At 71.5% G+C, this 25390-nt stretch carries 27 protein-coding genes; 18 read left to right on the top strand and 9 right to left on the bottom strand.

Annotation, left to right across the window (positions count from 1 at the left end):
- Positions 1-15: 15 nt before the first annotated feature.
- The 3 genes from O7543_RS05730 to O7543_RS05720 form a co-directional block, all read right to left on the bottom strand.
- Positions 16-714 (bottom strand): response regulator transcription factor, encoded by a 699-nt coding sequence (locus O7543_RS05730; protein ID WP_281554809.1) that lies wholly within the window; start codon positions 712-714, stop codon positions 16-18.
- Positions 711-2009 (bottom strand): sensor histidine kinase, encoded by a 1299-nt coding sequence (locus O7543_RS05725; protein WP_281554810.1) that lies wholly within the window; start codon positions 2007-2009, stop codon positions 711-713. Before O7543_RS05725 ends, O7543_RS05730 begins: the two co-directional genes overlap by 4 nt.
- A gap of 65 nt (positions 2010-2074) precedes the next feature.
- On the bottom strand, positions 2075-2959 hold the full coding sequence (locus O7543_RS05720; RefSeq protein ID WP_348650079.1) for a PD-(D/E)XK nuclease family protein: 885 nt from the start codon (positions 2957-2959) through the stop codon (positions 2075-2077).
- A gap of 95 nt (positions 2960-3054) precedes the next feature.
- Here O7543_RS05720 and O7543_RS05715 point away from each other — a divergent pair, with 95 nt between their 5' ends.
- From O7543_RS05715 to O7543_RS05705, 3 genes are read left to right on the top strand one after another with little or no spacing between them, the layout of a single operon-like run.
- Positions 3055-4227, top strand: a complete 1173-nt coding sequence (locus tag O7543_RS05715) for a site-2 protease family protein (protein WP_281554811.1) — start codon at positions 3055-3057, stop codon at positions 4225-4227.
- 17 nt (positions 4228-4244) lie between these two features.
- On the top strand, positions 4245-5240 hold the full coding sequence (locus O7543_RS05710) for a tRNA (adenine-N1)-methyltransferase (protein WP_281555580.1): 996 nt from the start codon (positions 4245-4247) through the stop codon (positions 5238-5240).
- On the top strand, positions 5237-5803 hold the full coding sequence (locus O7543_RS05705) for a hypothetical protein (protein WP_281554812.1): 567 nt from the start codon (positions 5237-5239) through the stop codon (positions 5801-5803). The genes O7543_RS05710 and O7543_RS05705 overlap by 4 nt, the downstream gene beginning before the upstream one ends.
- A gap of 68 nt (positions 5804-5871) precedes the next feature.
- On the opposite strand, the gene O7543_RS05700 is transcribed toward O7543_RS05705, so the two are convergent.
- Complete coding sequence (locus O7543_RS05700; RefSeq protein ID WP_278169019.1) at positions 5872-6204, bottom strand: ferredoxin; 333 nt, start codon at positions 6202-6204, stop codon at positions 5872-5874.
- Between the two features lie 202 nt (positions 6205-6406).
- Between O7543_RS05700 and arc the strand changes: the two genes are divergently transcribed.
- The 5 genes from arc to prcA all read left to right on the top strand — a co-directional run bounded on the left by arc (position 6407) and on the right by prcA (position 12105).
- Positions 6407-8188, top strand: a complete 1782-nt coding sequence (gene arc / locus O7543_RS05695) for a proteasome ATPase (RefSeq protein ID WP_281554813.1) — start codon at positions 6407-6409, stop codon at positions 8186-8188.
- Between the two features lie 189 nt (positions 8189-8377).
- Entirely contained in the window at positions 8378-9895 is a 1518-nt protein-coding gene (dop, locus tag O7543_RS05690) for a depupylase/deamidase Dop (protein WP_348650078.1), read from the top strand.
- Between the two features lie 101 nt (positions 9896-9996).
- Positions 9997-10212, top strand: a complete 216-nt coding sequence (locus O7543_RS05685) for a ubiquitin-like protein Pup (RefSeq protein ID WP_123601515.1) — start codon at positions 9997-9999, stop codon at positions 10210-10212.
- Between the two features lie 131 nt (positions 10213-10343).
- Positions 10344-11183: a proteasome subunit beta gene (prcB, locus tag O7543_RS05680; protein WP_278169020.1), complete on the top strand. Its 840-nt coding sequence runs from the start codon at positions 10344-10346 to the stop codon at positions 11181-11183.
- A gap of 67 nt (positions 11184-11250) precedes the next feature.
- Positions 11251-12105 (top strand): proteasome subunit alpha, encoded by an 855-nt coding sequence (prcA, locus tag O7543_RS05675; RefSeq protein WP_281554814.1) that lies wholly within the window; start codon positions 11251-11253, stop codon positions 12103-12105.
- A gap of 45 nt (positions 12106-12150) precedes the next feature.
- On the opposite strand, the gene O7543_RS05670 is transcribed toward prcA, so the two are convergent.
- From O7543_RS05670 to rfbB, 3 genes are all read right to left on the bottom strand, one after another.
- Complete coding sequence (locus tag O7543_RS05670; protein WP_281554815.1) at positions 12151-13197, bottom strand: glycosyltransferase family 2 protein; 1047 nt, start codon at positions 13195-13197, stop codon at positions 12151-12153.
- Between the two features lie 86 nt (positions 13198-13283).
- Positions 13284-14168 carry a dTDP-4-dehydrorhamnose reductase gene (gene rfbD / locus O7543_RS05665; protein ID WP_281554816.1) on the bottom strand — a complete coding sequence of 295 codons (885 nt, stop codon included), beginning with the start codon at positions 14166-14168 and terminating at the stop codon, positions 13284-13286.
- Positions 14165-15151 (bottom strand): dTDP-glucose 4,6-dehydratase, encoded by a 987-nt coding sequence (gene rfbB / locus O7543_RS05660; protein ID WP_281554817.1) that lies wholly within the window; start codon positions 15149-15151, stop codon positions 14165-14167. Before rfbB ends, rfbD begins: the two co-directional genes overlap by 4 nt.
- 207 nt (positions 15152-15358) lie before the next feature.
- On the opposite strand from rfbB, the gene rfbA reads away from it, so the two are divergent.
- The 4 genes from rfbA (at position 15359) to O7543_RS05640 (ending at position 18581) form a co-directional block, all read left to right on the top strand.
- Positions 15359-16267, top strand: coding sequence for a glucose-1-phosphate thymidylyltransferase RfbA (gene rfbA / locus O7543_RS05655; protein WP_281554818.1), 909 nt, complete (start codon positions 15359-15361; stop codon positions 16265-16267).
- The gene (locus tag O7543_RS05650) at positions 16267-16890 is read left to right on the top strand and encodes a dTDP-4-dehydrorhamnose 3,5-epimerase family protein (RefSeq protein WP_281554819.1); all 624 of its coding nucleotides are present in this window, start codon (positions 16267-16269) and stop codon (positions 16888-16890) included. The genes rfbA and O7543_RS05650 overlap by 1 nt, the downstream gene beginning before the upstream one ends.
- Positions 16891-16980: 90 nt before the next feature.
- Complete coding sequence (gene pafA, locus O7543_RS05645; protein WP_123601522.1) at positions 16981-18339, top strand: Pup--protein ligase; 1359 nt, start codon at positions 16981-16983, stop codon at positions 18337-18339.
- 17 nt (positions 18340-18356) lie between these two features.
- Positions 18357-18581: a hypothetical protein gene (locus O7543_RS05640; RefSeq protein ID WP_281554820.1), complete on the top strand. Its 225-nt coding sequence runs from the start codon at positions 18357-18359 to the stop codon at positions 18579-18581.
- A 46-nt stretch (positions 18582-18627) separates the two neighbouring features.
- On the opposite strand, the gene O7543_RS05635 is transcribed toward O7543_RS05640, so the two are convergent.
- On the bottom strand, positions 18628-19737 hold the full coding sequence (locus tag O7543_RS05635; RefSeq protein WP_281554821.1) for a DUF3866 family protein: 1110 nt from the start codon (positions 19735-19737) through the stop codon (positions 18628-18630).
- A gap of 80 nt (positions 19738-19817) precedes the next feature.
- Here O7543_RS05635 and O7543_RS05630 point away from each other — a divergent pair, with 80 nt between their 5' ends.
- The 6 genes from O7543_RS05630 to O7543_RS05605 all read left to right on the top strand — a co-directional run bounded on the left by O7543_RS05630 (position 19818) and on the right by O7543_RS05605 (position 24491).
- A complete protein-coding gene (locus O7543_RS05630; protein WP_281554822.1) occupies positions 19818-20813 on the top strand; it encodes a WYL domain-containing protein in 996 nt (331 codons plus the stop codon).
- Positions 20810-21817 (top strand): YafY family protein, encoded by a 1008-nt coding sequence (locus tag O7543_RS05625; RefSeq protein ID WP_281554823.1) that lies wholly within the window; start codon positions 20810-20812, stop codon positions 21815-21817. Before O7543_RS05630 ends, O7543_RS05625 begins: the two co-directional genes overlap by 4 nt.
- Before the next feature lie 9 nt (positions 21818-21826).
- Positions 21827-22078, top strand: coding sequence for a hypothetical protein (locus O7543_RS05620; protein ID WP_281554824.1), 252 nt, complete (start codon positions 21827-21829; stop codon positions 22076-22078).
- Positions 22079-22284: 206 nt separating this feature from the next.
- Positions 22285-22587: a Sec-independent protein translocase subunit TatA gene (gene tatA, locus O7543_RS05615; RefSeq protein ID WP_123601527.1), complete on the top strand. Its 303-nt coding sequence runs from the start codon at positions 22285-22287 to the stop codon at positions 22585-22587.
- 18 nt (positions 22588-22605) lie between these two features.
- Complete coding sequence (gene tatC, locus O7543_RS05610) at positions 22606-23565, top strand: twin-arginine translocase subunit TatC (RefSeq protein ID WP_281554825.1); 960 nt, start codon at positions 22606-22608, stop codon at positions 23563-23565.
- On the top strand, positions 23562-24491 hold the full coding sequence (locus O7543_RS05605; protein ID WP_281554826.1) for a diacylglycerol kinase family protein: 930 nt from the start codon (positions 23562-23564) through the stop codon (positions 24489-24491). The genes tatC and O7543_RS05605 overlap by 4 nt, the downstream gene beginning before the upstream one ends.
- On the opposite strand, the gene O7543_RS05600 is transcribed toward O7543_RS05605, so the two are convergent.
- The gene (locus O7543_RS05600) at positions 24492-25271 is read right to left on the bottom strand and encodes an HAD family hydrolase (protein ID WP_281554827.1); all 780 of its coding nucleotides are present in this window, start codon (positions 25269-25271) and stop codon (positions 24492-24494) included.
- Positions 25272-25390 lie beyond the last annotated feature (119 nt).

Genomic DNA, 25390 nt, shown 5'->3' with positions numbered 1-25390 from the left:
AGGCTCGGGCCGGACTCATCCGCCAGGGCGGACCAGGCCGGACTCGTACGCCAGCACCACGGCCTGGACCCGGTCCCGCAGTCGGAGTTTGGTCAGCACGTGTCCGACGTGGGTCTTGATGGTGGTTTCGCTGACCGACAGGGTGCTGGCGATCTCGGCGTTGGACAGTCCTCGGGCCATCTGGATGAGCACTTCACGTTCCCGTTCGGTGAGCACGTCCAGCGCCTTCGGCGGCGCCGCGTCCGGATCGGGCAGGGTGAGCGCGAACTTGTCCAACAGCCGGCGCAGGATCCGGGGAGCCACCACGGCCTCACCGACCGCTACTGTCCGGATGGCGGCCACCAGGTCCTCGGCGGGCACGTCCTTGGCCAGGAAGCCGCTGGCACCGGCGCGCAGCGCCCCCACCACGTACTCGTCGAGGTCGAAAGTGGTGAGGATGAGGACCCGGACCGGCAGCCGGGCGTCGACGATCGCCCGGGTCGCCGCCACCCCGTCCATCCGGGGCATCCGGATGTCCATCAGCACGACGTCGGGCAGGAGCCGGCGGGCCAGGTCGACGGCTTCCGCCCCGTCCGCCGCCTCGCCGACGATGTCCAGGTCGTCCTCGGCGCCGAGGACCATCCGGAATCCGGTGCGCAGCAGCGGTTGATCGTCGGCGAGCAGGATCCGGACCGGACGGGTGGTGGACGGCGCGGCGATGCCGGGTTCGGTCACGGTGCTCCTTGTCGGGTAGCCGCCCCCAGCTGCTCCATCGGCAGCTTGGCGTAGATGCGGAAGCCGCCGCCCGGGCGCGGGCCGGTCCGCAGCGTGCCACCGTACAGGGCCACCCGCTCCCGCATTCCGACCAGACCGTGCCCGACCCGGCCGCGGTCCGGACCGGGACCGCGGCCGGTGTCGAACACCTCGACGATCAGCCAGTAGACGCCGAAGCTGAGCCGCACCTCGGCGGTTGCCGCTCCGGCGTGCTTGAGCGCGTTGGTGAGCGCCTCCTGGACGATCCGGTAGAGGGTCAGCGTCACGCCGGGATCCAGGTCCCCGGGTACCCCGTCGATCCGCAGGGTCACCGGCAGACCCGCCTCGCGGATCTGCTCGACCAGGGACTCGATGCCGCCGAGCCCTGGCTGCGGGGTGAGCTCGGCGTCGGCCGGTTCGGCGTCGGTGCGCAGGACGTCGAGCAGCCGACGCATCTCCCGTAGCGTGCTGCGGCTGGTGTCGGCGATGGTGCCGAGCGCCTCGTCGGCGGCGGCCGGGTCGCGGTGCAGCACCCGACGGGCACCGGTGGCCAGCACCCCCATGACGCTGACGTGGTGGGCCACGACGTCGTGCAGCTCCCGGGCGATCCGCCGCCGTTCGTCGGCGACCGCCTGGTCCGCGGCCGCCCGCTGGTTCTCCTCGGCCACCCGGGCGCGTTCGGCCAGCGTCCGCGTCGCCGACCGACGGGCGTGCACGGTCCGCCCGATGAAGAAGGCGACCAGCATGGTCAGTCCGTTGACGAACAGCAGGTACAACCGGGAGATTCCCGGCATTTCGGCACCCTGTGGCAGCGCCGCGTTGACGGTCAGCACCGGCAGCCACAGTACGGCGGTGGCGACGACCGCCGGGCGCAGCGCCAGCCAGCAGGCCGCGGTGTAGGTCAGGATCACCAGGGCGAGCGCCATGCTCACCGGTTCGTGGCCGGTCAGCAGCGGGACGGCCACCATCGCGGCGCTGGCCAGCACGGCCGGCCAGACGACGACCCGGCGTGCCGCGATCGGCGCCGCCGCGATCAGGCTCCAGCCGACGACGGCCTGCCAGCCGAGGTTCGGGCCGGGCTGACCGGTCGGCCCGAGCGCCTGGAGGGCCAGATCGACCCCGACGACCGTGGCGGCGAGCAGGCCGTCGCGGGCCAGCACCGGCGGCACCGGTCCGGTCGTGCCGGCGCCCCGGGCCGTACGCCACCACCGCCACCACCACCGCCACCACCGCGACCCGTGCGGTCCGGTGGACCGGTCCGGCTCGGTGGGCTCCATGTCGCGACGGTATCCGGTACGGCGGTGGCGTCGCGCCCACCACGGTGCGAACCTGGTCTCCTCCCTCAGGAGGAGACCAGGTCCTGCGCCAGGTCGGGAAAGGGCGGCGGGGTCCCGCCATACACCGGGCAGTACGCCTGGTAGCTGCACCAGTCGCAGAGCCGGCTCTGTTTGGGGCGGAAGTCCCGGCTCTCGGTGGCCTGCAGGATCGCCCGCCACAGCGCCAGGACGGTGCGTTCGAACCGCTGCAGCTCCTCGGCGTCCGGCGTGTAGTCGCAGATCTCGGCGTCGCGCAGGTACAGCAGCCGGAGCACCCGGGGGACGACGCCACGGGTACGCCACAGCACCAGAGCGTAGAACTTGAGCTGGAACAGCGCCCGGGACTCGAACGCCTCTCGGGGGGCACCGCCGGTCTTGTAGTCGACCACCCGCAGGTCCCCGGCGGGGGAGACGTCCAGCCGGTCGATGTAGCCGCGGATCAGCAGCTGCCCGTCGACCACCGCGTTGACCAGGCTCTCCCGTTCGGCCGGTTCCAGCCGGCGGGGATCCTCGACGGTGAAGTAACCGTCGAGCAGGTGTCGGGCGGCGGCCAGGAACTCGTCCAGCTCCGGGCAGCCCGCCTGCTCGTCCGGCGTCGGCTCCGCCGGCCCGGTGGTGACGACGTCGGCCAGCGTCGGGTCGGTGTCCAGCAGCCGTTGCCACTGCGGGGCGACCAGGTCGGCGGCCGCCGCCGGGGTGCGCTGGTCGGCCGGCAGATCGAACAGACGCTCCAGGACGGCGTGGACCAGGGTGCCCCGGGCCTGGTCGACGGTGGTTCGCTCGGGCAGCCGGTCGATGCTGCGGAACCGGTACAGCAGCGGGCAGGTCTTGAAATCGGCCGCCCGCGACGGCGACAACGTGGCCAGCCGGGGTGGTTCGACGTCGGGCGCGATGTCCGGGCCGATTGTCATGCACGCAGGGTATGGCACCGCTGTGACAGTCCGGCCGGCGGCGCGGCGACAAACCGTGCGCGCCGGCCGGTACGGCGTTCCGTAGCATCAACCCGATGGAGGACACCGCGAAACGCCCCGACCGGCGCCCTGACCGGCGGCCGGGGATCAGCCTCGGCCGGGTGCTCGGCTTCCCGGTGCACCTCCACACCTCGGTGCTGTTCCTGGCGATCCTGGTCACCGTGCTGTACGGCGAGTTCGTCCGCACCCAGTTGGACGTGCCGCAGCCGGCCCGCTACGCGGTCGGCCTGGGCTTCGTGGTCTGCCTGCTCGGTTCGGTGCTGCTGCACGAGCTGGGGCACGCGTTGACCGCCCGCCGCTACGGCATCGGGGTCCGCGGGATCACCCTGGAGATGCTCGGCGGCTACACCGAGATGGACCGGGACGCCCCGACCCCCAAGGTCGACCTGCTGGTGTCGCTGGCGGGTCCGGCGGTGTCGCTGGTCCTGGGCCTGGTCGCGGTGGTGGCGACCGTGCTGCTGCCGGACCGTACGTTGATCAACCAGTTGGCGTTCCAGTTGGCGGCGGCGAACCTGCTGGTGGCGGTGTTCAACGCGTTGCCGGGGCTGCCCCTAGACGGCGGGCGCGCGCTGCGTGCCGCGGTCTGGGCGGTGACCAGGGACCGCCACGTCGGCACCGAGGCCGCCGGTTGGGTCGGTCGGGCCGTTGCGGCGGGCACCGCCGGCCTGGTGGTGCTGCTCACGCTGGCCGGTATCCTGTCCCCGTTCGGGCTGATCTTCATGCTGCTGGTGGCGTTCACCCTCTGGCAGGGTGCCGGCCAGTCGATCCGGGTCGCGCGCATCGGCCGCCGGTTCCCACTGGTCGACCTGGCGGCGCTCGCCCGGCCGGTCTTTCCGGTGCCGAGCGGGACGCCGTTGGCTGAGGCGCAGCGCCGGGTCGCCGGCGCCCACCCGGCGCAACCGGGTGGGCGGGAGCCGGCCATGGCGGTGACGAACTCGTTCGGCCGGTTGGTGGCGCTGGTGGACCGGGCTGCGGCCGCTGCGGTTCCGCCGGAGCGCCGTCCGTGGGTGGCGGTCGACACCGTCGCGCGCGGTATCGACGGGGTCCGCCGGATCCCGGTCGACCTCACCGGCGAGCAGGTGGTCCGTACCGTGCAGGAACATCCGGGCGCGCAGTACCTGGTGACCCGGGGCGAGGACGTGATCGGCGTGCTGCACGTCGCCGATCTGGCGCAGTTGTTGGAACCGACCCGAAAGATGAGCCAGTGACCCCTCCGCCGACCGCCGTGGCATCCGGCGATGTCAGTACCACGCCGATCTCCACCCGGCGTGGCCCCTTCCAGCCGGGCGACCGGGTGCAGTTGACCGACCCGAAGGGGCGTATGCACACCGTCACGCTCGCTGCCGGTCGGTCGTTCCACACCCATCGCGGTGCCCTGTCGCACGACGAGTTGATCGGCCTGCCCGAAGGCAGCGTGGTGACGTCGGCCGGCGGTACCGCGTACCTCGCGCTGCGGCCGCTGCTGGCCGACTACGTGCTGAGCATGCCGCGCGGGGCTCAGGTGATCTATCCGAAGGACGCCGCTCAGATCGTGGCGATGGGTGATGTGTTCCCGGGGGCCCGGGTGCTGGAGGCCGGTGCCGGGTCGGGCGCGCTGACCTGTTCGCTGCTGCGCGCCGTCGGCACCGACGGTGAGGTGCACTCGTACGAGGCCCGGGCGGACTTCGCCGAGGTGGCCCGGGCGAACGTGCAGGCGTTCTTCGGCGGCCCGCACCCGGCCTGGCGGCTGCACGTCGGTGACGTCGCGTCCTGCCCGGAGGTCGGCTTCGACCGGATCATCCTGGACATGCTGACGCCGTGGGAGGTGCTGGACCTGGTGGCCCGGGCGTTGCTGCCCGGCGGGGTCTTCGTCGGCTACGTCGCCACCACGCCGCAGCTGAGCGAACTGGTCGAGGCGTTGCGCGCCGCCGGCGGGTTCACCGAGCCTCGGGCGTGGGAGTCGTTGGTGCGGGACTGGCATGTCGACGGGTTGGCGGTGCGGCCCGACCACCGGATGATCGGGCATACCGCGTTTCTGGTGTCGGCCCGCCGGTTGGCACCGGGGGTCAGCGCGCCGCCGCGGCGGCGCAAGCCGAGCAAGGGAGCGGAGGCGTACGCGGCGCGCCGCCGGGACCAGACCGGTGCGCCGGTGCCGCCCGACGCCGCCGGTCCGGCGTCACCCGACCGGGCCGAAGGGCCGGCCCCGTCGCTGGGCACGGTGGCCGGGACGGGGCCGGCATGAGCCGGCCCGCGTTCGGTGGTGGCGAGTTGCCGGCGGTCTTCCCCGACTGGTCGCCCTATCCGGACCTGGACGCGGCCAGCCGGGCGTACCTGCGGGACCCGGACGTCGCGCTGGAGGCGCTCGGTGGCGTACTGGCGGGCGCCGAGGTTCTCGCCTTCACCCTCGAGCGGTTCGTCAACGAGGTCAACGGGGTCTGGCAGGAGGTGGCGATCTGCGACGGCAGCCGGATGGTCCTGTGGCACGGTGAGGACGTCCCGCCGGGGGACGGGCCGGTCGGGTCGATGACGTCGTCGTTACGGGTGGTGCCGTTGTCCACGGTCACCGAGGTCGGCTGCCGCCGTCGGCTGACCCGTACGCCGAACGGGCAGATCCGGGTGGACAGCGTCGACGTCTACCTGCTGCTCAGTTCGCAGGACGAGACGCAACCCGAGGAGCATCTCGGCCCCCGGCACGACGCGCTGCGGTTCGGCAAGACGCTCGACGACGGTGGTTCGGGGCAGATCGCGCGGCTCGAGGAGTTCGCCCGGGTGGTCGCCTCGGTGGCGGGCCGGCCGCTGCTGTGATGTGGGTCACCCATCGCAGGTAGGTGGCCGTACCGGCGGGCAGCGAGCCGTACCGGTAGACCGGGTGGCTAGCCGGCGTCCGGTCCGGACACCTCGGTCTGGTCGTCCGCGCGGACCACGTGGATGCACTCGCCGGGGCAGTCCTTGGCCGCGTCGATCACGTCGAGCCGCAGCCGTTCGGGGACGGCGACCCGGGCGCCCTCGGCGACCTGCAGTTCCCCGGAGGCGTCCTTGACGTAGGCGAGCCCGTCGATGTCGAACTCGAAGACGTCCCGGGCGTACTGCACGCACAGCCCGTCTCCGGTGCAGAGGTCCTGGTCGACCCAGACCTGCAGCTCCGTGTCGGTTGATGCCGTTTCGCCCGGCTCTCCGGGGGACCGGGTCTCGGTCGGGGTCGTCACCGCGCACCTCCCTGGGTCGTGCCCGTCCTCGCGTCCCGACGGTACCCGACACGCCGTGGGACCGGCCGGCCAGGCGTCCGTCGGCCGCTTGTGACGTGCCCGAGCGATCAAGGTTGTGGGACGACTGTGTTGCGTGGGTTCGAAACGTCCGGCAAACGGCTAGTGTTAGGGCAGTACGTTTTAGCCCCCGGGGAGGTGGGACGTGGCACGCAGCGACGACGCGGATTCGCGCGCCGCACGGTGGGAGAAGGAGGCCCACGATCTCTCCACCCAGGTCGCGTTTCTTCAAGAGGAACTCGCTCTGGTGCGGCGCAAGTTGACCGAAAGCCCCCGACACGTGCGGCAGCTCGAGGAACGGCTGGCGGCAGCGCAGGCGCAGCTGGCCCGACTGACCGAGAACAACGAACGGCTCGTGGCGACCCTCAAGGAAGCCAGGGCCCAGATCGTCACGCTCAAGGAGGAGATCGACCGGCTGGCGCAACCGCCCAGCGGGTACGGCGTCTTCCTGGCCCGACACGCGGACGGCACGGTGGACGTCTTCACCGGTGGCCGGAAGCTACGGGTGGCGCTCTCTCCCTCGTTGGACGCCGACGAGCTCCAACGCGGCCAGGAGGTCCTGCTCAACGACGCGCTCAACGTGGTCGACGCGTTCGGCTACGAGCGGGTCGGTGAGGTGGTGATGCTCAAGGAACTCCTCGACAATCCGACCGGCGAGCCGAGTGACCGTGCCCTGGTCATCTCGCACGCCGACGAGGAGCGGGTGGTGCATCTGGCGCAGACGCTGGTCGGCAGCGCGCTGCGGGCTGGCGACTCGCTGATGATCGAGCCGCGGTCGGCGTACGCCTACGAGCGGATACCGAAGAGCGAGGTCGAGGAGCTGGTGCTGGAGGAGGTGCCGGACGTCGACTACACCGACATCGGCGGCCTGCACGCCCAGATCGAGCAGATCAGGGACGCGGTCGAGCTGCCGTTCCTGCACGCGGAGCTGTTCCGTGAGCACCATCTGCGTCCACCGAAGGGCATCCTGCTCTACGGTCCGCCCGGGTGCGGCAAGACGCTGATCGCCAAGGCGGTGGCCAACTCGCTGGCCAAGAAGATCGCCGAGCGGCGGGGTGAGGAGAAGCACACCAGCTTCTTCCTCAACATCAAGGGCCCGGAGCTGCTCAACAAGTACGTCGGTGAGACCGAGCGGCACATCCGGCTGATTTTCCAGCGGGCCCGGGAGAAGGCCGGCGAAGGTACCCCGGTGATCGTGTTCTTCGACGAGATGGACTCGGTCTTCCGGACCCGGGGCTCCGGTGTCTCCTCGGACGTGGAGAACACCATCGTTCCGCAGCTGCTGAGCGAGATCGACGGGGTCGAGGGCCTGGAGAACGTGATCGTGATCGGTGCCTCCAACCGGGAGGACATGATCGATCCCGCGATCCTGCGGCCCGGCCGGCTGGACGTCAAGATCAAGATCGAGCGTCCGGACGCCGAGGCGGCCAAGGACATCTTCTCCAAGTACATCCTCACCGGGCTGCCGCTGCACCCGGACGACCTCACCGAGCACGGCGACGATCCGCAGGCCACCGTGGCAGCCATGATCGACGCCGTGGTGCTGCGGATGTACTCGGAGACCGACGAGAACCGGTTCCTCGAGGTGACCTACGCCAACGGGGACAAGGAGGTCCTGTACTTCAAGGACTTCAACTCCGGCGCGATGATCCAGAACATCGTCGACCGGGGCAAGAAGATGGCGATCAAGGAGTTCCTCACCTCCGGGCGCAAGGGTCTGCGGCTGCAGCACCTGCTCGACGCGTGCGTCGACGAGTTCCGGGAGAACGAGGACCTGCCGAACACCACCAACCCGGACGACTGGGCCCGGATCTCCGGTAAGAAGGGGGAACGGATCGTCTACATCCGTACCCTCGTCTCCGGCGGCAAGGGCGCGGAGGCCGGCCGGTCGATCGAGACGGCCAGCAACACCGGGCAGTACCTCTGACCACGGTCCGGTGTCCCGCACCCCGTTTCGGGGTGCGGGACACCGGTTACGCGGCGCGACTCGACCGCGCCGCGGGACCGGTGTCCGACGCGCCCCGCGTGACCACGCGGACACGCCAACGTCCGGTTCCGTCGGTGCGCGGACTACGCTCGACATGACGGGCGCCGACGGAAGCGATGAGGTAACGGCATGAGTGTGCGGCGGATCATGGGCACCGAGGTGGAGTACGGCATCTCCGTGCCCGGCCAGCCCGGAGCCAACCCGATGGTCACCTCCTCACAGGTGGTCAACGCCTACGGTGCCCGACCCGAACTGAACCGGGGCGGCCGGGCCCGGTGGGACTACGAGGAGGAATCGCCGCTACGTGACGCCCGCGGCTTCACCTACTCGGGGGCCGCCTACGACCCGGCGGAGGCCCTCGCCGACGAGGATCTCGGCCTGGCCAACGTGATCCTCACCAACGGTGCCCGGCTCTACGTCGACCACGCCCACCCCGAGTACTCCACCCCCGAGGTCACCAACCCGCTGGACCTGGTCCGGTGGGACAAGGCGGGGGAGCGGGTCATGGCGGAGGCGGCCCGCCGCGCGGCGACCATCCCCGGTTCGCACCCCATCCAGCTGTACAAGAACAACACCGACAACAAGGGCGCCAGCTACGGCTCCCACGAGAACTACCTGATGCGTCGGCAGACACCGTTCGCCGACATCGTGGCGTACCTGACGCCGTTCTTCGTCACCCGGCAGATCGTCTGCGGGGCGGGTCGGGTCGGCATCGGCCAGGACGGCTCCCAGACCGGGTTCCAGATCTCCCAGCGGGCCGACTTCTTCGAGGTCGAGGTCGGCCTGGAAACCACGCTGAAGCGGCCGATCATCAACACCCGGGACGAACCGCACGCCGACGCCGACAAGTACCGCCGGCTGCACGTGATCATCGGCGACGCCAACCTTTCGGAGATCTCCACCTACCTGAAGGTCGGCACCACCTCGTTGATCCTGACCATGATCGAGGAGAAGGCGCTCGGCGCCGATCTCGGCATCGCCGACCCGGTGGCCGAGCTCAAGGCGGTGAGCCACGACCCGTCCCTGGCGCATCTGATGCGGCTGCGCGACGGCCGCCGGCTCACTGCGCTCGACCTGCAGTGGGCGTTCTACGAACGGGCCAGGGCGTTCGTCGACGACCGGTACGGTACCGACCTCGACGAGGCCACGGCCGACGTGCTGGACCGCTGGGAGGACGTGCTCGACCGGCTGGGACGGGATGTGATGTCCTGCGCGCAGGAGCTGGACTGGGTCGCGAAGCTGCGGCTGCTCGACGGCTACCGGGAGCGGGAAGGGCTCACCTGGGCCTCGCCGAAACTGCAGCTGGTCGACCTGCAGTACGCCGACGTGAGGCCGGAGAAGGGCCTCTACCACCGCCTGGTGGGTCGGGGAGCGATGCGTACCCTGCTCGACGACAGCGCCACCCGCGCCGCGATGGTCGAGCCGCCACCGGACACCCGGGCCTACTTCCGGGGCCGGTGCCTGGCGCAGTACGCCTCCGAGGTGGTCGCCGCCAGCTGGGACTCGGTCATCTTCGACGTGGGCCGGGAGTCGCTGGTCCGGGTGCCGATGATGGAGCCGGAGCGGGGGACTCAGGTCCACGTGGGCGACCTGTTCGACCGGTGCGCCAGCGCGAAGGACCTGCTGGAGGTGCTCACCGGAGGCTGAGCCGGCCAGGTTCGCTTGGCGCGAACGTGGCCGACGCCGGCCGGTTCCGTCGCCACCGCGAGGTAAGTTTCACCTAGGCGATCGTGTGGAGGAGGCACCTGATGGCTACCCGTGACAGCGGCGGTCAGTCCCAGTCCGGCAAGTCCCGCCGGGCCGAGGAAGTCGACGAGACGGTCACCGAGACGGATCCGGAGGCCGCGCAGCGGCACGCCGAGATCACCGAGGACGTCGATGACCTGCTCGACGAGATCGACTCGGTGCTCGAAGAGAACGCCGAGGAGTTCGTCCGCGGCTACGTACAGAAGGGCGGCGAGTAGCTCGCCGGCGGTGAAGATCGCACCCACCGGGTGCGCACGCTAGTCTGCTCCAACACACCGGTGGCCTCGACCGGCGCCGTGCCGGCACGGGCGGCCCGGTCAGGCGATCACGTTATGCAGAGAGGGACCACGTGGCAGCGGGATTCGATCCATCCGGACGCCTTCCGGACGTGTTCACCAACGCGGGAACGTCCTCCTTCACCCAGTTCCTGGCGTCGGCCGCACCGGATCTGCTGCCGGGGCGCCGCCCACTGCCGCCCGGGCTGTCCGCGGACGTCGGCCCGCACGCCACGACGATCGTCACGCTCGTCACCGCCGAAGGCGTGGTGATGGCCGGTGACCGCCGGGCGACAATGGGCAACCTGATCGCCAACCGGGACATCGAGAAGGTGCACCCCGCTGACGCCTACTCGCTGATCGGCATCGCCGGCACCGCCGGCATCGGCATCGAGCTGATGCGGCTGTTCCAGGTCGAGCTGGAGCACTACGAGAAGATGGAGGGCGCCGTCCTCTCCCTGGACGGCAAAGCGAACCGCCTCGCGTCGATGATCCGCAACAACCTCGGTGCCGCGCTGCAAGGGCTGGCCGTGGTGCCGCTGTTCGCCGGGTTCGACCTGGCCGCGACCGATCCGGCCGAGGCCGGCCGGATCTTCAGCTTCGACGTCACCGGCGGTCCGTACGAGACCACCGGTTTCGACGCGATCGGCTCCGGGTCGCTGTTCGCGAAGGCGGCTCTGAAGAAGCGGTACCGTTCCGGGCTGAGTAGCGCCGACGCGGTCCGTCTCGCGGTGGAGGCGCTGTACGACGCCGCCGACGACGACACCGCCACCGGCGGCCCGGATCTGACCCGCCGGATCTTCCCGGTGGTGATGACCGCGACGGCGGCCGGCACCCACCGGCTCACCGACGCCGAGTCGGCCCAGATCGCCGAGGCGGTCGTCGCCGCGCGTACCGAGAACCCGGGCGGCTGAACCCGCGAGCGCCGACTTGTCTCGTCCGCTGTAGTCGTTACCACTTGGTCGAAGGAGAGCCGCCGCCGTGGCAATGCAGTTTTACGCCTCGCCCGAGCAGATCATGCGGGACCGTTCCGAGCTCGCCCGCAAGGGCATCGCCCGGGGCCGTAGCGCGCTGGTGCTGAGCTTCGAGGGCGGTGTGCTGTTCGTCGCCGAGAATCTGTCCAGCGCCCTGCACAAGGTGAGCGAGATCTACGACCGGATCGGGTTCGCCGCCGTCGGCCGATACAACGAGTTCGAGAATCTGCGCCGGGCCGGGGTGCGGATGGCCGACCTGAACGGCCTCAGCTACGACCGTCGCGACGTGACCGGGCGGGCGCTGGCCAACGCGTACGCGCAGACCCTCGGGTCGATCTTCACCGAGCAGTCGAAGCCGTTCGAGGTGGAGATCTGTGTTGCTGAGGTCGGGCTGGAGCCGGCTGCTGACGAGATCTACCGGCTGACCTACGACGGCTCGGTCACCGACGAGCCGGGGTGGATGGCGATGGGCGGTCATGCCGAGACGATCGCCGGTGTGTTGCGAACCGACCATCGGGCCGACATGTCGCTGTCCGACGCCGTCGGGCTGGCGGTGCGGGCCCTCGCCGAAGTGGGCGGTGAGAACGGCGCGACCCGCAGCATCGCCGCCAACCAGTTGGAGGTGGCGGTGCTCGACCGCCGCCGCCGTGGCCGGACCTTCCGCCGGATCGCCGGCGCCGCGTTGACCGCGCTGCTCGACGGGGGTGCCGCCACCTCGGCGGACGAGCCCTCGTCGGCAGAAGCAGGCAGGTCCGGCGGTCCCCGGGTGCCCGAGTCGACGCCGGGAAAGCCGACTTCCTCGGCCGCCTCCGCCGACCTGGAGGATGCCGCCGGCGATTCGGGCCCCACCGAACAGGACTGACCGGGCGCGGTGTGCCGCGCCAGGGCGGCGCTTCGGCCTGGTGCGTCACACCCAGTGTCGTACCGTCCGCCAGTACGCCGCCAGCATCGCGTTGAGTACCTTCCTGCCCGGCGGGTCGATCAGCGGGGTGTCCAGCCGATCGGCGAGGACTCGCATCCACACCCGGTCCGGGACGGTCCGCTCGGCCTGCAGCTGTGCCCGGCGCTGGCGCAGGTGACTGCGGTGCTGCCACAGCCACCGGTAGCCGCGGAGCTTGTCGGGCAGCCAGCCCTGTCGGGCGGCCAGCACCAGCACCGCCAACTCCAGAGCCAGCAGTGGCGGGCCGAGCAGCACCAGCGACCGCCCTCCCCACACCGTGGCCACGAACATCACTCGGTTGCGTTCGACAAGGTAGAACTTGAAGCTGTTGCGGCTGAACTCGTAGCGGTGCAGCGCCACCGCGTCCGGCACGTTGACCACTCGCAGCCCGACCCGCCAGGTTCTGATCGACAGGTCCGCGTCCTCGTGGTACGCGAAGTAGTGCGGGTCGAAGCCCCCCAGCCGGTCCCAGTGCGCCCGGCGGGTCATCAGGCAGGCACCCATCGCACCGGCGGTCTCGGTCGGTTCGGTGCGGGTCTCCCGCTCCCGGAATCCGCCGATCCAACTCAACCCGAGCACGTGCACCTCGTTGCCGCGAGAATTGAGCAGGTCCGGCTCGTCGGCCAGGCGGACCGCGCCGGCGGCGATGCCGACGCTCGGGTCCGCGAGCTCCTCCACCAGCCGGGCGACGGTGGTCGGCTCGACCACCGCGTCGCCGTTGACCAATGCCACGTACTCGCCGACGGCGGCGGCCACGCCGACGTTGCAGCCGGCGGAGAAGCCGACGTTGCGGCCGTCGCCGACCACCGTGACGCCGGGAACCTCACGCAGCACGGTGACATCGTCGGTGGTGCACCCGTTGTCGACCAACACCACGTCGACGTCGACCTTGACCGAGGCGAGCAGGGCTTCCACCGATCGGCGCAGCAGCGGTTCCGCGCCCCAGGCCAGCACGACGGCACTGACCCGGGGCAGGCCGGACGGCGTACGGAATTCACTACTATTTTCCGACATGTCGGTTTCTCTCCTGGGCCGGGGGAATCCGGGCGCCTCTGACGCGGCGTGCCTGTCCTGCCGGCTGGACCGGCGGCCCGGACAGGTCAGCCGCCGAACGCCGGGTCGCGCAACGCGGTGGAGAGCATGCTCCGCCAGTCTGCCATGACCGGTAGGCCGGCGCGCGCCCAACGTTGATGTCCGAGCACCGAGTACGTCGGTCGGGCGGCGGGCCGACGGAAGTTGGCACTGGTGGTGGGACGGATCCGCGTCGGGTCGAGGCCGCGCAGCGCGAACGCCTCCCGGGCCAGCCCACACCAGGTCGTCTGCCCGCTCGCCGTTCCGTGGTAAAACCCGGCGCTCGCCGTGCCGGCGACCGCCGCCGCGGCGAGCGCGACCAGCTGGTGGGCCAGGGCGTACGACCAGGTCGGCTGACCATGCTGGTCATCGACGACCTCGAGGTGCTCCCGCTCGCCGGCCAGCCGCAGCATGGTCGCGACGAAGTTGGGTCCGTGTGCCCCGTAGAGCCACGCGGTCCGGACCACGTAGCCGCGCTCCGGCAGCAGCCGGGCGACGGCCTGTTCACCGACGAGCTTGCTGCGACCGTACGCGTTGACAGGTGAGGTCGGGGCATCCTCCGGGTACGGGGAGGTGCCGTCGCCGGCGAACACGTAATCGGTGGAGACGTGCACCAGGTGCGCCCCACGGTCGGCGCAAGCCTGGGCCAGATGCGCCACGGCGGTGCCGTTGACGGCGGTGGCGGCTTCCTCAGCCGCCTCCGCGCCGTCCACGTCGGTCCACGCTGCGGCGTTGATCACTACCTGATGCCCGTCGACGGCGGCAGCGACCGCCGCCGGGTTGGTGATGTCCAAATCGGTACGGGTCAGCGCGGTCACCGACCGGGTGTCCGGGTGGTCGGCCAACGCGGCCAGCAGGTCCCGCCCCAGCATCCCACCGGCACCGGTGACCAGCCACCGGTCTGCGGCGGTCACGACGACGCCACAGGCTTCTTCAGCGGCTCCCACCAGGGCCGGTTCTCCCGGTACCAGCGGACCGTGTCGGCCAGTCCTTCGTCCAGCGTGACACTCGGGGTGTAGCCCAGCTCGTGGGAGATCTTGCTGATGTCCAGCGAGTAGCGCCGGTCGTGTCCCTTACGGTCGGTGACCGGGACGACCCGTTCCCACCCCACCCCACAGGCGTCCAGTAGCCGGGCGGTGAGCTCCTTGTTGGTCAGTTCGGTCCCGCCGCCGATGTGGTAGACCTCGCCGGCGCGCCCGCCGGCGGCGACCAGCGTGATGCCCACGCAGTGGTCCCGCACGTGCAGCCAGTCCCGGACGTTGCCGCCGTCGCCGTACAGCGGCACCGTACCGCCGTCCAGCAGGTTGGTGACGAACAGCGGGATGACCTTCTCCGGGAACTGGTACGGCCCGTAGTTGTTGGAGCAGCGAGTCACCACGACGTCCATGCCGTGTGTCCGGTGGTAGGCCAGGGCCACCAAGTCGGAGCCGGCCTTGGACGCGGAGTACGGTGAGTTCGGCGACAACGGCCAGTCCTCGGTCCACGACCCTTCGTCGATCGACCCGTACACCTCGTCGGTCGAGACGTGCACGAACCGGTCCGTCCCGTGGCGCAGCGCCGCGTCGAGCAGAGTCTGGGTGCCCACCACGTTGGTGGTCACGAACTCCGCGGCACCGGTGATCGACCGGTCAACGTGCGACTCGGCGGCGAAGTGCACCACCATGTCGTGTCCGGCGAGTGCTCGGTCGACGGCGGCGGCGTCGCAGATGTCCGCTTGGACGAAGGCAAACCGTGGGTCGTCACGGACCGGGGCCAGGTTGGCGAGATTGCCGGAGTAGGTCAGATTGTCCAGCACGGTCACCGTAGCCGGACTGACCGGGGCGTTCGGATCGGTGAGCAGCATCCGGACGAATTCGGATCCGATGAAGCCGGCACCGCCGGTGACGAGGACTCTCACAGGTCCGGGAGTCTACGGGACACCGGCGCCGTCGGCCCAGGGGATCGCCGGTGACGGCTTTCCGACGATGTCCTCGCCGGTCCCGGCAATGGACTGGTGCACGACCGGCCGAGCGGATGTCGGACGAAGGGCCCGACATCCGTGACCGGCCCGTAGAGGGAGCCCGTTGACGGTTGCTGTGGGTGGTTAGGCCGGTAGGCTCCCGCCGTGCGTGGAATCCTACTCGCTGGCGGTACCGGATCTCGGCTCTGGCCGATCACTCGCGCCGTGTCGAAACAGCTCATGCCGGTCTTCGACAAGCCGATGATCTACTACCCGCTCGCCACCCTGATCATGTCCGGCATCCAGGAGATCCTGGTCGTGACCACACCGGAGGATCAACCGCAGTTCCGACGACTGCTCGGCGACGGCGCGCAGTTCGGGCTGAGGCTGAGCTACCGGGCGCAGCCCCGGCCGGAAGGCATCGCCCAGGCATTCGTGCTCGGCGCGGACTTCATCGGCGATGAGTCCGTCGCGTTGATCCTTGGCGACAACATCTTCCACGGCATCGGTCTGGGCCGGAAGCTGTCCGACCACGCCGACCTCACCGGCGGCCTGATCTTCGCCTACCCGGTGGCCAACCCCGAGGCGTACGGCGTGGTCGACTTCGACGCCGCCGGCCGGGTCCTGTCGATCGAGGAAAAGCCGAAGCGGCCGCGGTCGCGCTATGCGGTGCCCGGCTTGTACTTCTACGACAACCAGGTGGTGGAGATCGCCGCAGGGCTGAAACCGAGCGACCGCGGCGAGCTGGAGATCACGGCGGTCAACGAGGCGTACCGCCGGGCCGGTCAGCTGTCGGTGACCGTGCTGGACCGGGGAACGGCCTGGCTGGACACCGGCACGTTCAATTCGATGATGCAGGCCGCCGAGTTCGTCCGGGTGATCGAGGAACGCCAGGGCATGAAGATCGGCTGCGTCGAGGAGTCCGCCTGGCGCGCCGGCCTGATCGACGACGATCAGCTGTGCGCCCTCGCCGAGCCGCTGACCAAAAGCGGTTACGGCAGCTACCTGCTGAGCCTGATCGAGGAGCGCAACGACCACCGGTTGTCCGAAGCCGGTCCGGCCGAGGAGGCCTGATGAAGATCCGGGAGCTCGAGATCGAGGGCGCCTGGGAGGTCACCCCGCAGCAGCACGGTGACCCGCGCGGGCTGTTCATGGAGTGGTACCGCTTCGACCACCTGGCCGGGGCGGTCGGGCATCCGCTGCGGCTGGCCCAGGGCAACCTGTCGGTCTCGGCGTATGGCGTGGTCCGGGGCATCCACTTCGCCGACGTGCCGCCTGGCCAGGCCAAGTACATCAGCTGCGTACGGGGCGCGGTGGTCGACGTGATCGTGGACCTGCGGGTCGGTTCACCGACGTTCGGCCGGTGGACGGCGGTGCGGCTCGACGACGTGGACCGCCGCGCGGTCTACCTCAGCGAAGGACTCGGGCACGGGTTCTGCGCGATGTCCGACGACGCCACCCTGAACTATTTCTGTTCGACCACCTACAACCCGCGCGCGGAGCACGGCGTACATCCTCTCGACGCCGACCTGGCCATCGACTGGCCGGTCGCCGCGCCGCAGCTGTCCGCCCGCGACGATGCGGCCCCGACACTGGCCCAGGCCCGCGCCGACGGCCTGCTGCCGGACTACGGCCGCTGTCGGGAGTTCGCTGCCCGGCTCTCCGCCGGCGAGTCGCCGTACGCGCCTGGCCAATAACTCTGCGCGAAAGCGACCTGTCGGGCGTAGTTCGCCCGACAGGTCGCCCGAGACTGACCACGGAGCCCTCGGGGCGGCTAATGTCTGGTCATGGAACGGCGAATCTTCGGGCTCGAAACCGAGTACGGTGTCACCTGCACCTACCGCGGCCAGCGGCGGCTGTCGCCGGACGAGGTGGCGCGCTACCTGTTCCGCCGGGTGGTCTCCTGGGGGCGGTCCAGCAACGTCTTCCTCCGCAACGGGGCCCGGCTCTACCTCGACGTCGGATCCCACCCGGAGTACGCCACCCCGGAGTGTGACTCGGTCACCGACCTGGTGGCGCACGACCGGGCCGGCGAGCGGATCCTCGAAGGGCTGCTGGTGGACGCCGAGAAGCGGCTGCACGACGAGGGCATCGCCGGCGAGATCTACCTGTTCAAGAACAACACCGACTCGGCCGGCAACTCGTACGGCTGCCACGAGAACTACCTCGTGTCCCGGCACGGCGAGTTCGGTCGGCTGGCCGACGTGCTGATCCCGTTCCTGGTCACCCGGCAGCTCATCTGCGGCGCCGGCAAGGTCCTGCAGACGCCGCGCGGGGCGGTCTACTGCCTTTCCCAGCGGGCCGAGCACATCTGGGAGGGCGTCTCCTCGGCGACCACCCGGTCCCGGCCGATCATCAACACCCGCGACGAACCGCACGCCGACGCCGAGCGGTACCGCCGGCTGCACGTCATCGTCGGCGACTCCAACATGAACGAAGTGACCACGCTGCTCAAGGTCGGTAGCGCGGACATCGTGCTGCGGATGATCGAAGCCGGCGTCGTCATGCGGGACCTGTCGTTGGAGAACCCGATCCGGGCGATCCGCGAGGTCTCCCACGACATCACCGGCCGGCGCAAGATCCGCCTCGCCTCCAACAAGGAGGTCAGCGCGCTGGAGATCCAGCAGGAGTACCTGGCCCGGGCGACCGAGTTCGTCGAACGCCGGGGCGGCGACCAGACCGCCAAACGGGTCGTCGAGCTGTGGGGCCGGGCACTGCGGGCGGTCGAGACCGGCGACCTGGACCCGGTCGCCCGGGAAATCGACTGGGTGACCAAGTTGAAGCTGATCGAGCGCTACCAGCGCAAGCACGATCTGCCGCTGTCCCATCCGCGGGTCGCCCAGATGGATCTGGCGTACCACGACCTGCGCCGCGGCCGCGGGCTGTACGCGTTGCTGGAGCGGCGCGGCCAGGTCGACCGGGTGGCCACCGACCCGGAGATCTTCGAGGCGAAGGAGACACCGCCGCAGACCACCCGGGCCCGGCTGCGCGGGGAGTTCATCCGGCACGCCCAGGAGAAGCGGCGGGACTTCACCGTCGACTGGGTCCACCTCAAGCTGAACGACCAGGCCCAGCGCACCGTGCTGTGCAAGGACCCGTTCCGGGCCTACGACGAGCGGGTGGAGCGGCTGATCGCGAGCATGTGACGGTAGGCTCACGGACGATGGTTGACCCCACCCGCGACGATCCCGCGCCGCCGCCGCCGACCGCCACCGGCCGGCCGAGTCCGTTTCCCCGGACCGAGACCTGGCTCGAGCGACGGCGCAACAAGATCGCCGCAGAGATCGCCCGCAACCGCCGCGGTGACTACACCGTGCCGACCTGGGTGCTCGCCACGGCGTTGGCGCTCATCCTGGGTGCCTGGGCGGTCCTGATCATCGTCAGCTGAGCCGGTGCCGCCGGGTCAGCCGTCACCGCCGGCCAGTGCTGTCGGGTCAGCCGTCGCCGCCGGCGAGCGTCGCCGCGTGCCGGCCGGCGGCCGCGCAGGCCAGGAAGTACGCGTGGTCGCCAGCCAGGTCCCGGCCCATCGTGCGCAGCGGCACCGGGCTGGCCCGCAACGCCGCGTCGAGACCGTCGGTGGCGACTCGTACCGCACGGTGCCGGCCGGCAGGGGTGACCAGCTGACGCAGCGCGGCCGTGACCTCGTCGGAGATCTCCGCCGGCAGGTCCGCCGGGACCACCAGGTCCGCCGGGGCGAGCGCCACCCGGCCGTACGCGGTGCTGCTGTGGTGCGACAGGCCGCGGTGGCGCGGCCGAGGGTCGGCGGCGGAGATGCGCAGCGCGCCGACCGGTCGTCCACCGAGTACGGCGGCGGCGTTGACCGCCTCGCCGACCCCGACGCCGGAGAAACCCCACCTGGTGCCGGTGCCGAGGTTGCCCGGACCCTGGCAGACCACCGTCACGTCAGCGGCCAGCACGTGCCGGGCCGCCAGCAGCCCGCTGTGCACGGTGGTGGCCTCCAGATCGCCGCCGAAGCACTGGCCCACGGTCACTGTGCCGGCGAGCGTGCCGGACAGCCCGTCGAGGGTCCGGGAGAAGCCGGCGGGCAGTGCCCCGCCGTCGGTCATCACGTACCCGACCCGCAGCCGGGGGCGGTCGGCGAGGACGCCGGCGACGATTGCCGGCAGCGCCGAGTGCAGGTCGGCGGTGACCACCGGCATCCCGGCCAGGTCCTCGGCGTCGGCCAGCACCTGTCGGTGCGGTGACGCCTCCTCGTCGACCCCGCACACGATCGCCTGCAGCGGGGTGTAGCGGGCCTTCACCAGATGCCCGTCGGAGCGGTCCCGCCCGCCCGGCGGGTCCGGCGGCAGCCGGTCCGGCACCGCCACCACCAGGGCGTACCCGCCGGTGCCGAGCCCCATCAGCAGCGCCGAGACGTTCAGCAGCACCCGGTCGCCGGGTTCGGGCTCGCCGACCAGCTCCGGGTAGGCCACCGCGCGTACCGGCTTCCCGTCGGCCTCCCCGTCGACGGCGACGTCCAGTTCGACCGCCCCCCGCCACCGCCGCCGGACCGCGGTGACCCTGCCGTCACGCCATCGCACCATGCCGGGCACGCTAACCTGCGCCCCCGTGCAGCGGCCGGGCGGGGCGGTCGCTGCACCGCCGACACTGCTAGCGTCGTGCCGTGTCCCGCAACCGGACCGAACGCCTGGTCAATCTCGTGATCTGCCTGTTGTCGACGCGGCGCTTCCTGACCGCCGCGCAGATCGCCGCGACCGTACCCGGCTACGAACACGATCCGTCCGACGTCCGTGACCACGAGGCGTTCCAGCGCAAGTTCGAGCGGGACAAGGCGGAGCTGCGGGACCTCGGCGTGCCGCTGGAGACCGGCGCGGCCAGCGCCTTCGACAGCGAACCGGGCTACCGGATCGCCCACCGCGAGTACGCGCTGCCGGAGATCCCGCTGGAGCCGGAGGAGGCCGCCGCGGTCGGCATCGCCGCCCGGCTGTGGCAGCACGCCGGGCTGGCCGCCGCCGCCTCGTCCGGGCTGGCCAAGTTGCGGGCCGCCGGCATCGACGTGGATCCGCAGGCCACCCTCGGGGTGGAACCGGTGGTCACGGTCGACCCGGCATTCGCCGCGTTGACCGCCGCGGCCCGCGACCGGCGTCCGGTGACCTTCGACTACCGGGTGCCCAGCGGCGACACCCCCACCCGGCGACGGCTGCAGCCCTGGGGGGTGGTCTGCTGGCGGGGCCGCTGGTACGTGGTCGGCCACGACCAGGACCGTGCGGCCACCCGCTGCTTCCGACTGTCCCGGGTGGTGGGCGCGGTGCGGCTCACCGGTCGGGCCGGCAGCTTCTCCCCGCCGACCGACGTCGACCTGATCAGTCACGTCGCCCGCTGGTCGGACCCGGTCGAACGTACCGGCGTGGCCACCGTGCTGGCCGGGCCGGGCCGGGCTGCCGGCCTGCGGCGCGGCGCGGAGTCCTGCGTCCCGGGCCCCGATGGGGACCGGCTGACACTGCGCTACGCCGAGCCGGAGGCGCTCGCCGGCCAGCTGGCCAGGTACGGCGCCGACGTGCGGGTGCTCGATCCGCCGGAGCTGCGCGAGCTGGTGATCCAGCGGCTGAAGGAGATCGTGGTGGCGCACCAGCCGGCCGGTGCGGAGGTGCGAGGGTGACCACGTCCCGACCGACCGGCTCGCGGGCCTCCGCCGACCGGCTCGCCCGGCTGCTCAACCTGGTGCCCTACCTGCTGGCCCGGCCGGGCGTGGAGATCGCCCAGGCCGCCGCCGACCTGGGCACCACCGCGCGTCAACTGCGGGAGGACCTGGAACTGCTGTGGGTCTGCGGGCTGCCCGGCTACGGTCCGGGCGACCTGATCGACATGGCGTTCGACGGCGACCGGGTGACGATCACCTACGACGCCGGCATCGACCGACCGTTGCGGCTGACGCCGGACGAGGCTCTGGCCCTGGTGGTGGCGCTGCGGATGCTGGCCGAGACGCCGGGGCTGGCCAACCGGGACGCCGTCGAGCGGGCACTGGCCAAGATCGAGGACGCGGCGGGCGAGTCGGCCGGCGCCCCGGTCGCGGTACGCCTGCCCGGAGACACGGCCCGGCTGGACCGGCTGCGGTCGGCGGCACAGAGCGGCCGGGCGGTACGGATCACCTACTACACGGCGGCCCGCGACGAGACCACCGACCGGGTCGTCGACCCGATCCGGGTGCTCATGATCGGCGGTCGGGGCTATCTGGAGGCCTGGTGCCGGCGGGCAGAGGCGGTCCGGCTGTTCCGGGCCGACCGGGTCGACGCCCTGGTCGAGCTCGACCAGCCGGCCGCCGTACCGCCGCAGGCCGGTCGGCACGAACCCCGGGAGGCCGCGTTCCAGCCGACGCCGGGCCTGCCGTCGGTGGTCCTGCGGGTCGGCCGGTGCGGTCGGTGGATCACCGAGTACTACCCGTGCGAGGACGTCCGGGTCGAACCGAACGGCGAGTGGCTGGTCACCATGCGGGTCACCGATCTGGCCTGGGCCCGCCGGTTCGTCCTCGGGCTGGGCCCGGACGTGACGGTGGTCGCTCCGGCACAGTTGGTCGCGCAGGTGCACGCGGCCGCGTCCGCCGCGCTTGCCGCGTACGCCGTTCCCGGTGGTGCACCGGCTGCGGACCTGTCCGCTAGCGGCTAGTCTGCTCAGGTGCTGACCTGGATCGTTCTCGCCGTGCTGGGATGCGCGCTGTTGGTGCTCGTCGCGGCGGTCCGTCCGGTGCTGACCCGGTTGCCCGCGCTGCGCCGTGCCGCGCTCGCCCTGCAGCGCCGCCAGGGCGAAGCCGAGGCGTTGGCGGCGCAGGCCGAGCGGTTGCAGCTGCGGCTGGCGGAGATGGAGCAGAGCCTGGCGGCCACCACCCGGCCCGGACGGCCCGGGGACCGGCCGGACAACCCCGGCTGACCAGCCGGTCACGCCGGCCTGGCCTGTTCGGCCAGTGCCTGCGAAGCGCCGGTCAGCGTTGTGCCGTCCGTGGTTGACGGGTCGGTTGATCGTGGTTGAGACTTCACCGACCAGGCCAGATTGACCCGGTCTGGCAGGTGGCGGACCCCGCGAACGCACGTACGATAGGGCTCGTCACCACCCGACGCACCGACTGGAGCTATGCCATGCATGCCCTGAAGCCGTGGCACATCGCCGTACTTGTGGTCGTGCTGATCCTGCTCTTCGGCGCCAAGCGGCTGCCGGACGCGGCGCGGTCACTCGGCCGATCCCTGCGGATCATCAAGGCCGAGACGAAGAGCCTCGCCGACGACGACAAGGACCTCGCCGAGAAGGCCGACGCCCAGCACGGCCGCGCGCCGTACCAGGCCGAGCCGGTGATCGAGCCGACCAGCGTGCATCAGCCGGGCTACCAGCCACCGCCGGCCCCGGCGGCCGATCAGCCGCAGCGCGTCCGCGACGCCAACTGACCGGAAAGGTCTCCTGCCGTGGGCTTCGCCCTGCGTCGGCGCGGTCCGAGCAAGTTCGACCGTGCCTCCGACGGCTCGATGACCCTGATCGAGCACTTTCGTGAGCTGCGTACCCGACTGTTCTGGGCCTCGCTGGCGATCGTCGTCGGGCTGATCGTCGGATTCTTCCTCGCCGAACCGGCGTTCCAACTGCTCAAGCAGCCGTACTGCCAGCTGCCCGGCACTGGCGAGACGACCGCAGACGGCACCTGCCGGGAGTTCCTGCAGCTGTCTCCGGCTGACGGCTTCGTCCTGAAGCTGAAGCTGGCGCTCTGGATCGGCCTGATCGTCGGCGGCCCGGTCTGGCTCTACCAGCTCTGGGCGTTCATCGCTCCCGGCCTGCACCGGCACGAACGCAAGTGGGCGTACGTCTTCGTCTCCATCGCGGCGCCGTTGTTCCTGGCCGGCGCCATGCTTGCCTACTTCGTCGTCGACAAAGGGCTGGCGTTCCTGCTCGAATCCGGCGTCACCGGCCTGTCTACCCAGCTCGAGGTCACCCGGTACATCTCGTTCGTGACCACGATGATCCTGCTGTTCGGGGTCGCGTTCGAGTTCCCGCTGGTGCTGTTGATGCTCAACTTCACCGGCGTGGTCAGCGCACGCCGCCTGCTCAGCTGGTGGCGCGCGGTGGTCTTCGTCTGCTTCGCCTTCGCAGCGGTCGCCACCCCGGACCCCGGCCCCTTCGGGATGACCCTGCTGGCGGCGTGTCTGGCGCTGTTGTACTTCGTCGCGGTCGGGGTGGCGTTCCTCAACGACAAGCGCCGTGGTCGCGGCAAGGAGGTGTACGCCGGGTTGGACGACGACGAGGCGTCGCCGCTGGACGACGACCCGCAGCCGGTCGCGGTCGCCGAGCGGACCGAGACGGTCACCCCGGTCGTGCCGACCCAGCCGGTGCCGAAGCCGTTGCCGATCGAGCGTCGCTACGACGACATGACGTGACCGGGCCGGCCGGCGGTCCGTCCGCCGTCGTGCCCGGCTCGGTGGCGGTGCTGGCGAACCCGAATGCCGGCCGCAGCCGGCACTCGGCCGTCCTGCCGCTGGTCCGCGAGGCGCTGGCGGCGACCGGTCGGCCGGTGCGGCTGCTGACCGCCGCCACCGCCGACCGGGCGGCGAGCGCCTGCCGGGCCGCGGTGGACGGCGGTGCGGCCGCGGTGGTGACCCTCGGCGGCGACGGCACCGTGCACCTTGCCCTGCAGGCGCTCGCCGGCACCGACGTCCCGCTGGGTCCGGTGCCGACCGGCACCGGCAACGACTTCGCCGCCTGCACCGGTTTTCCGGCCGATCCGGCCCGCGCGGCGGCGGTGATCGCCGCCGCTCTGGCCGTCGGCCGGAGCCGGCCCGTCGACCTGGCCCGGGTGTCCGCACCGGGCCGACCGGACCGGTGGTTCGGCGCGGTGCTGGCGGCCGGGTTCGACGCGGTCGTCAACGAGCGGGCCAATCGGATGCGCTGGCCGTCCGGGCCGCGCCGCTACGATCTGGCGGTCCCGGTCGAGCTGGCGCGGCTGCGGCCGCGCCGTTACCGGATGGTGTGCGACGGCGAGCCGGACGAGTTCGACGCGGTCCTGGTCGCGGTCGGCAACTGCGCCAGCTACGGCGGCGGGATGCGGATCTGCCCAGCGGCTGACCCGACCGACGGCCTGCTCGACGTGGTGGTGGCCGGGCCGGTCACCCGCCGTACGCTGATCCGGATCAAGCCGCAGGTCCGTCGGGGCGGCCACGTCGACCACCCGATGGTGCGCAGTCTCCGGGCCCGCCAGGTGACGATCGACGCGCCGGACCTGGTCTGCTACGCCGACGGTGAACGGCTCGGGCCGCTGCCGGTGACCGTCACCGCCGTGCCGGGAGCACTGCGGCTGCTGTGGTGATCACCGGTCCGGTTCCCCGGTGGCCAGGTCGAGCACGGCGGCGAGTCCGTTGGCCCGGCCCGGGTCGGCCGCCGGCAGCACCAGCGCCGCGCAGCCGGCCCGTACGGCGCCCGCGTCGGCCGGGGTGTCGCCCACCATCAGCGTCCGCTCCGGGTCGACCCGCAGCATCCCGCAGGCCCGCAGGAAGATCGCCGGGTCGGGTTTGCAGCGGCCCACCTCGTAGGACAACGCCCAGGCGTCGATCAGGTCGGCCAGGCCCCAGGCGGCGAAGTGCGGGCGGATGTCGAAGCCGATGTTGCTGACCACGGCGACCGGCACCCCGGCGGCGTGCAGGGCCCGTAGCGTCGCGGCGGTGTCCGCGTACGGCAGCCACCCGTCCGGTCCGAGCAGCCGCTGATAGAGGGCGTCGGCCAGCCCGTCCACCCCGCTGTCGACCGTCGCGGCCAGCCCGGTGTACGCGGCCCGGTGCGCCTGCGGGTACAGGTCGCGGTCGGCCCACACCTCGGCAAGCTGCGCGGGCACCCGGGTGGGCAGCGGCCCGCCGGCCCGGCCGGCGGTCAGCAGCCGGTCGGCGAGGACGGTCGCCCGCCCCCGGTCCAGGGTCACCCCGCACGCCTCGGCACCCTGGACGACCCAGCGGACCGGGTCCTCGACCTGGGCGAGGGTGCCGTGGAAGTCGAACAGGACCGCCTCGACCGGGCGGCGTCGCGGCCGGGCGGCCGGTTCGTACCCGGGATCGGCGGATACGTCGTCGCGGGGGCGTTCGGGATGATCCGGCACGCCTGCACCTTATCGAGCCGGTTCGGCGGCCCGGTAGGTTGCCCTAACCCGAGTGACTGCCGCCGCTGCTCGACCCTCGGCGCCCGGGAGTGACGAGGCCCCTGACCGGGACGCCGCCG

Source organism: Solwaraspora sp. WMMA2080 (assembly GCF_027497395.1).
Lineage (GTDB): Bacteria > Actinomycetota > Actinomycetes > Mycobacteriales > Micromonosporaceae > Micromonospora_E.
The sequence above is the reverse complement of the archived record's forward strand: the minus strand, read 5'-3'. Positions and strand labels throughout refer to the sequence as shown.

Coding starts and splice junctions, on each gene's coding strand:
- O7543_RS05725 (WP_281554810.1), bottom strand. CDS start 2,009: ATGGAGCCCACCGAGCCGGACCGGTCCACCGGACCGCACGGGTCGCGG.
- O7543_RS05720 (WP_348650079.1), bottom strand. CDS start 2,959: ATGACAATCGGCCCGGACATCGCGCCCGACGTCGAACCACCCCGGCTG.
- O7543_RS05715 (WP_281554811.1), top strand. CDS start 3,055: ATGGAGGACACCGCGAAACGCCCCGACCGGCGCCCTGACCGGCGGCCG.
- O7543_RS05705 (WP_281554812.1), top strand. CDS start 5,237: ATGAGCCGGCCCGCGTTCGGTGGTGGCGAGTTGCCGGCGGTCTTCCCC.
- dop (WP_348650078.1), top strand. CDS start 8,378: ATGAGTGTGCGGCGGATCATGGGCACCGAGGTGGAGTACGGCATCTCC.
- O7543_RS05685 (WP_123601515.1), top strand. CDS start 9,997: ATGGCTACCCGTGACAGCGGCGGTCAGTCCCAGTCCGGCAAGTCCCGC.
- O7543_RS05670 (WP_281554815.1), bottom strand. CDS start 13,197: ATGTCGGAAAATAGTAGTGAATTCCGTACGCCGTCCGGCCTGCCCCGG.
- O7543_RS05650 (WP_281554819.1), top strand. CDS start 16,267: ATGAAGATCCGGGAGCTCGAGATCGAGGGCGCCTGGGAGGTCACCCCG.
- pafA (WP_123601522.1), top strand. CDS start 16,981: ATGGAACGGCGAATCTTCGGGCTCGAAACCGAGTACGGTGTCACCTGC.
- O7543_RS05640 (WP_281554820.1), top strand. CDS start 18,357: ATGGTTGACCCCACCCGCGACGATCCCGCGCCGCCGCCGCCGACCGCC.
- O7543_RS05635 (WP_281554821.1), bottom strand. CDS start 19,737: ATGGTGCGATGGCGTGACGGCAGGGTCACCGCGGTCCGGCGGCGGTGG.
- tatA (WP_123601527.1), top strand. CDS start 22,285: ATGCATGCCCTGAAGCCGTGGCACATCGCCGTACTTGTGGTCGTGCTG.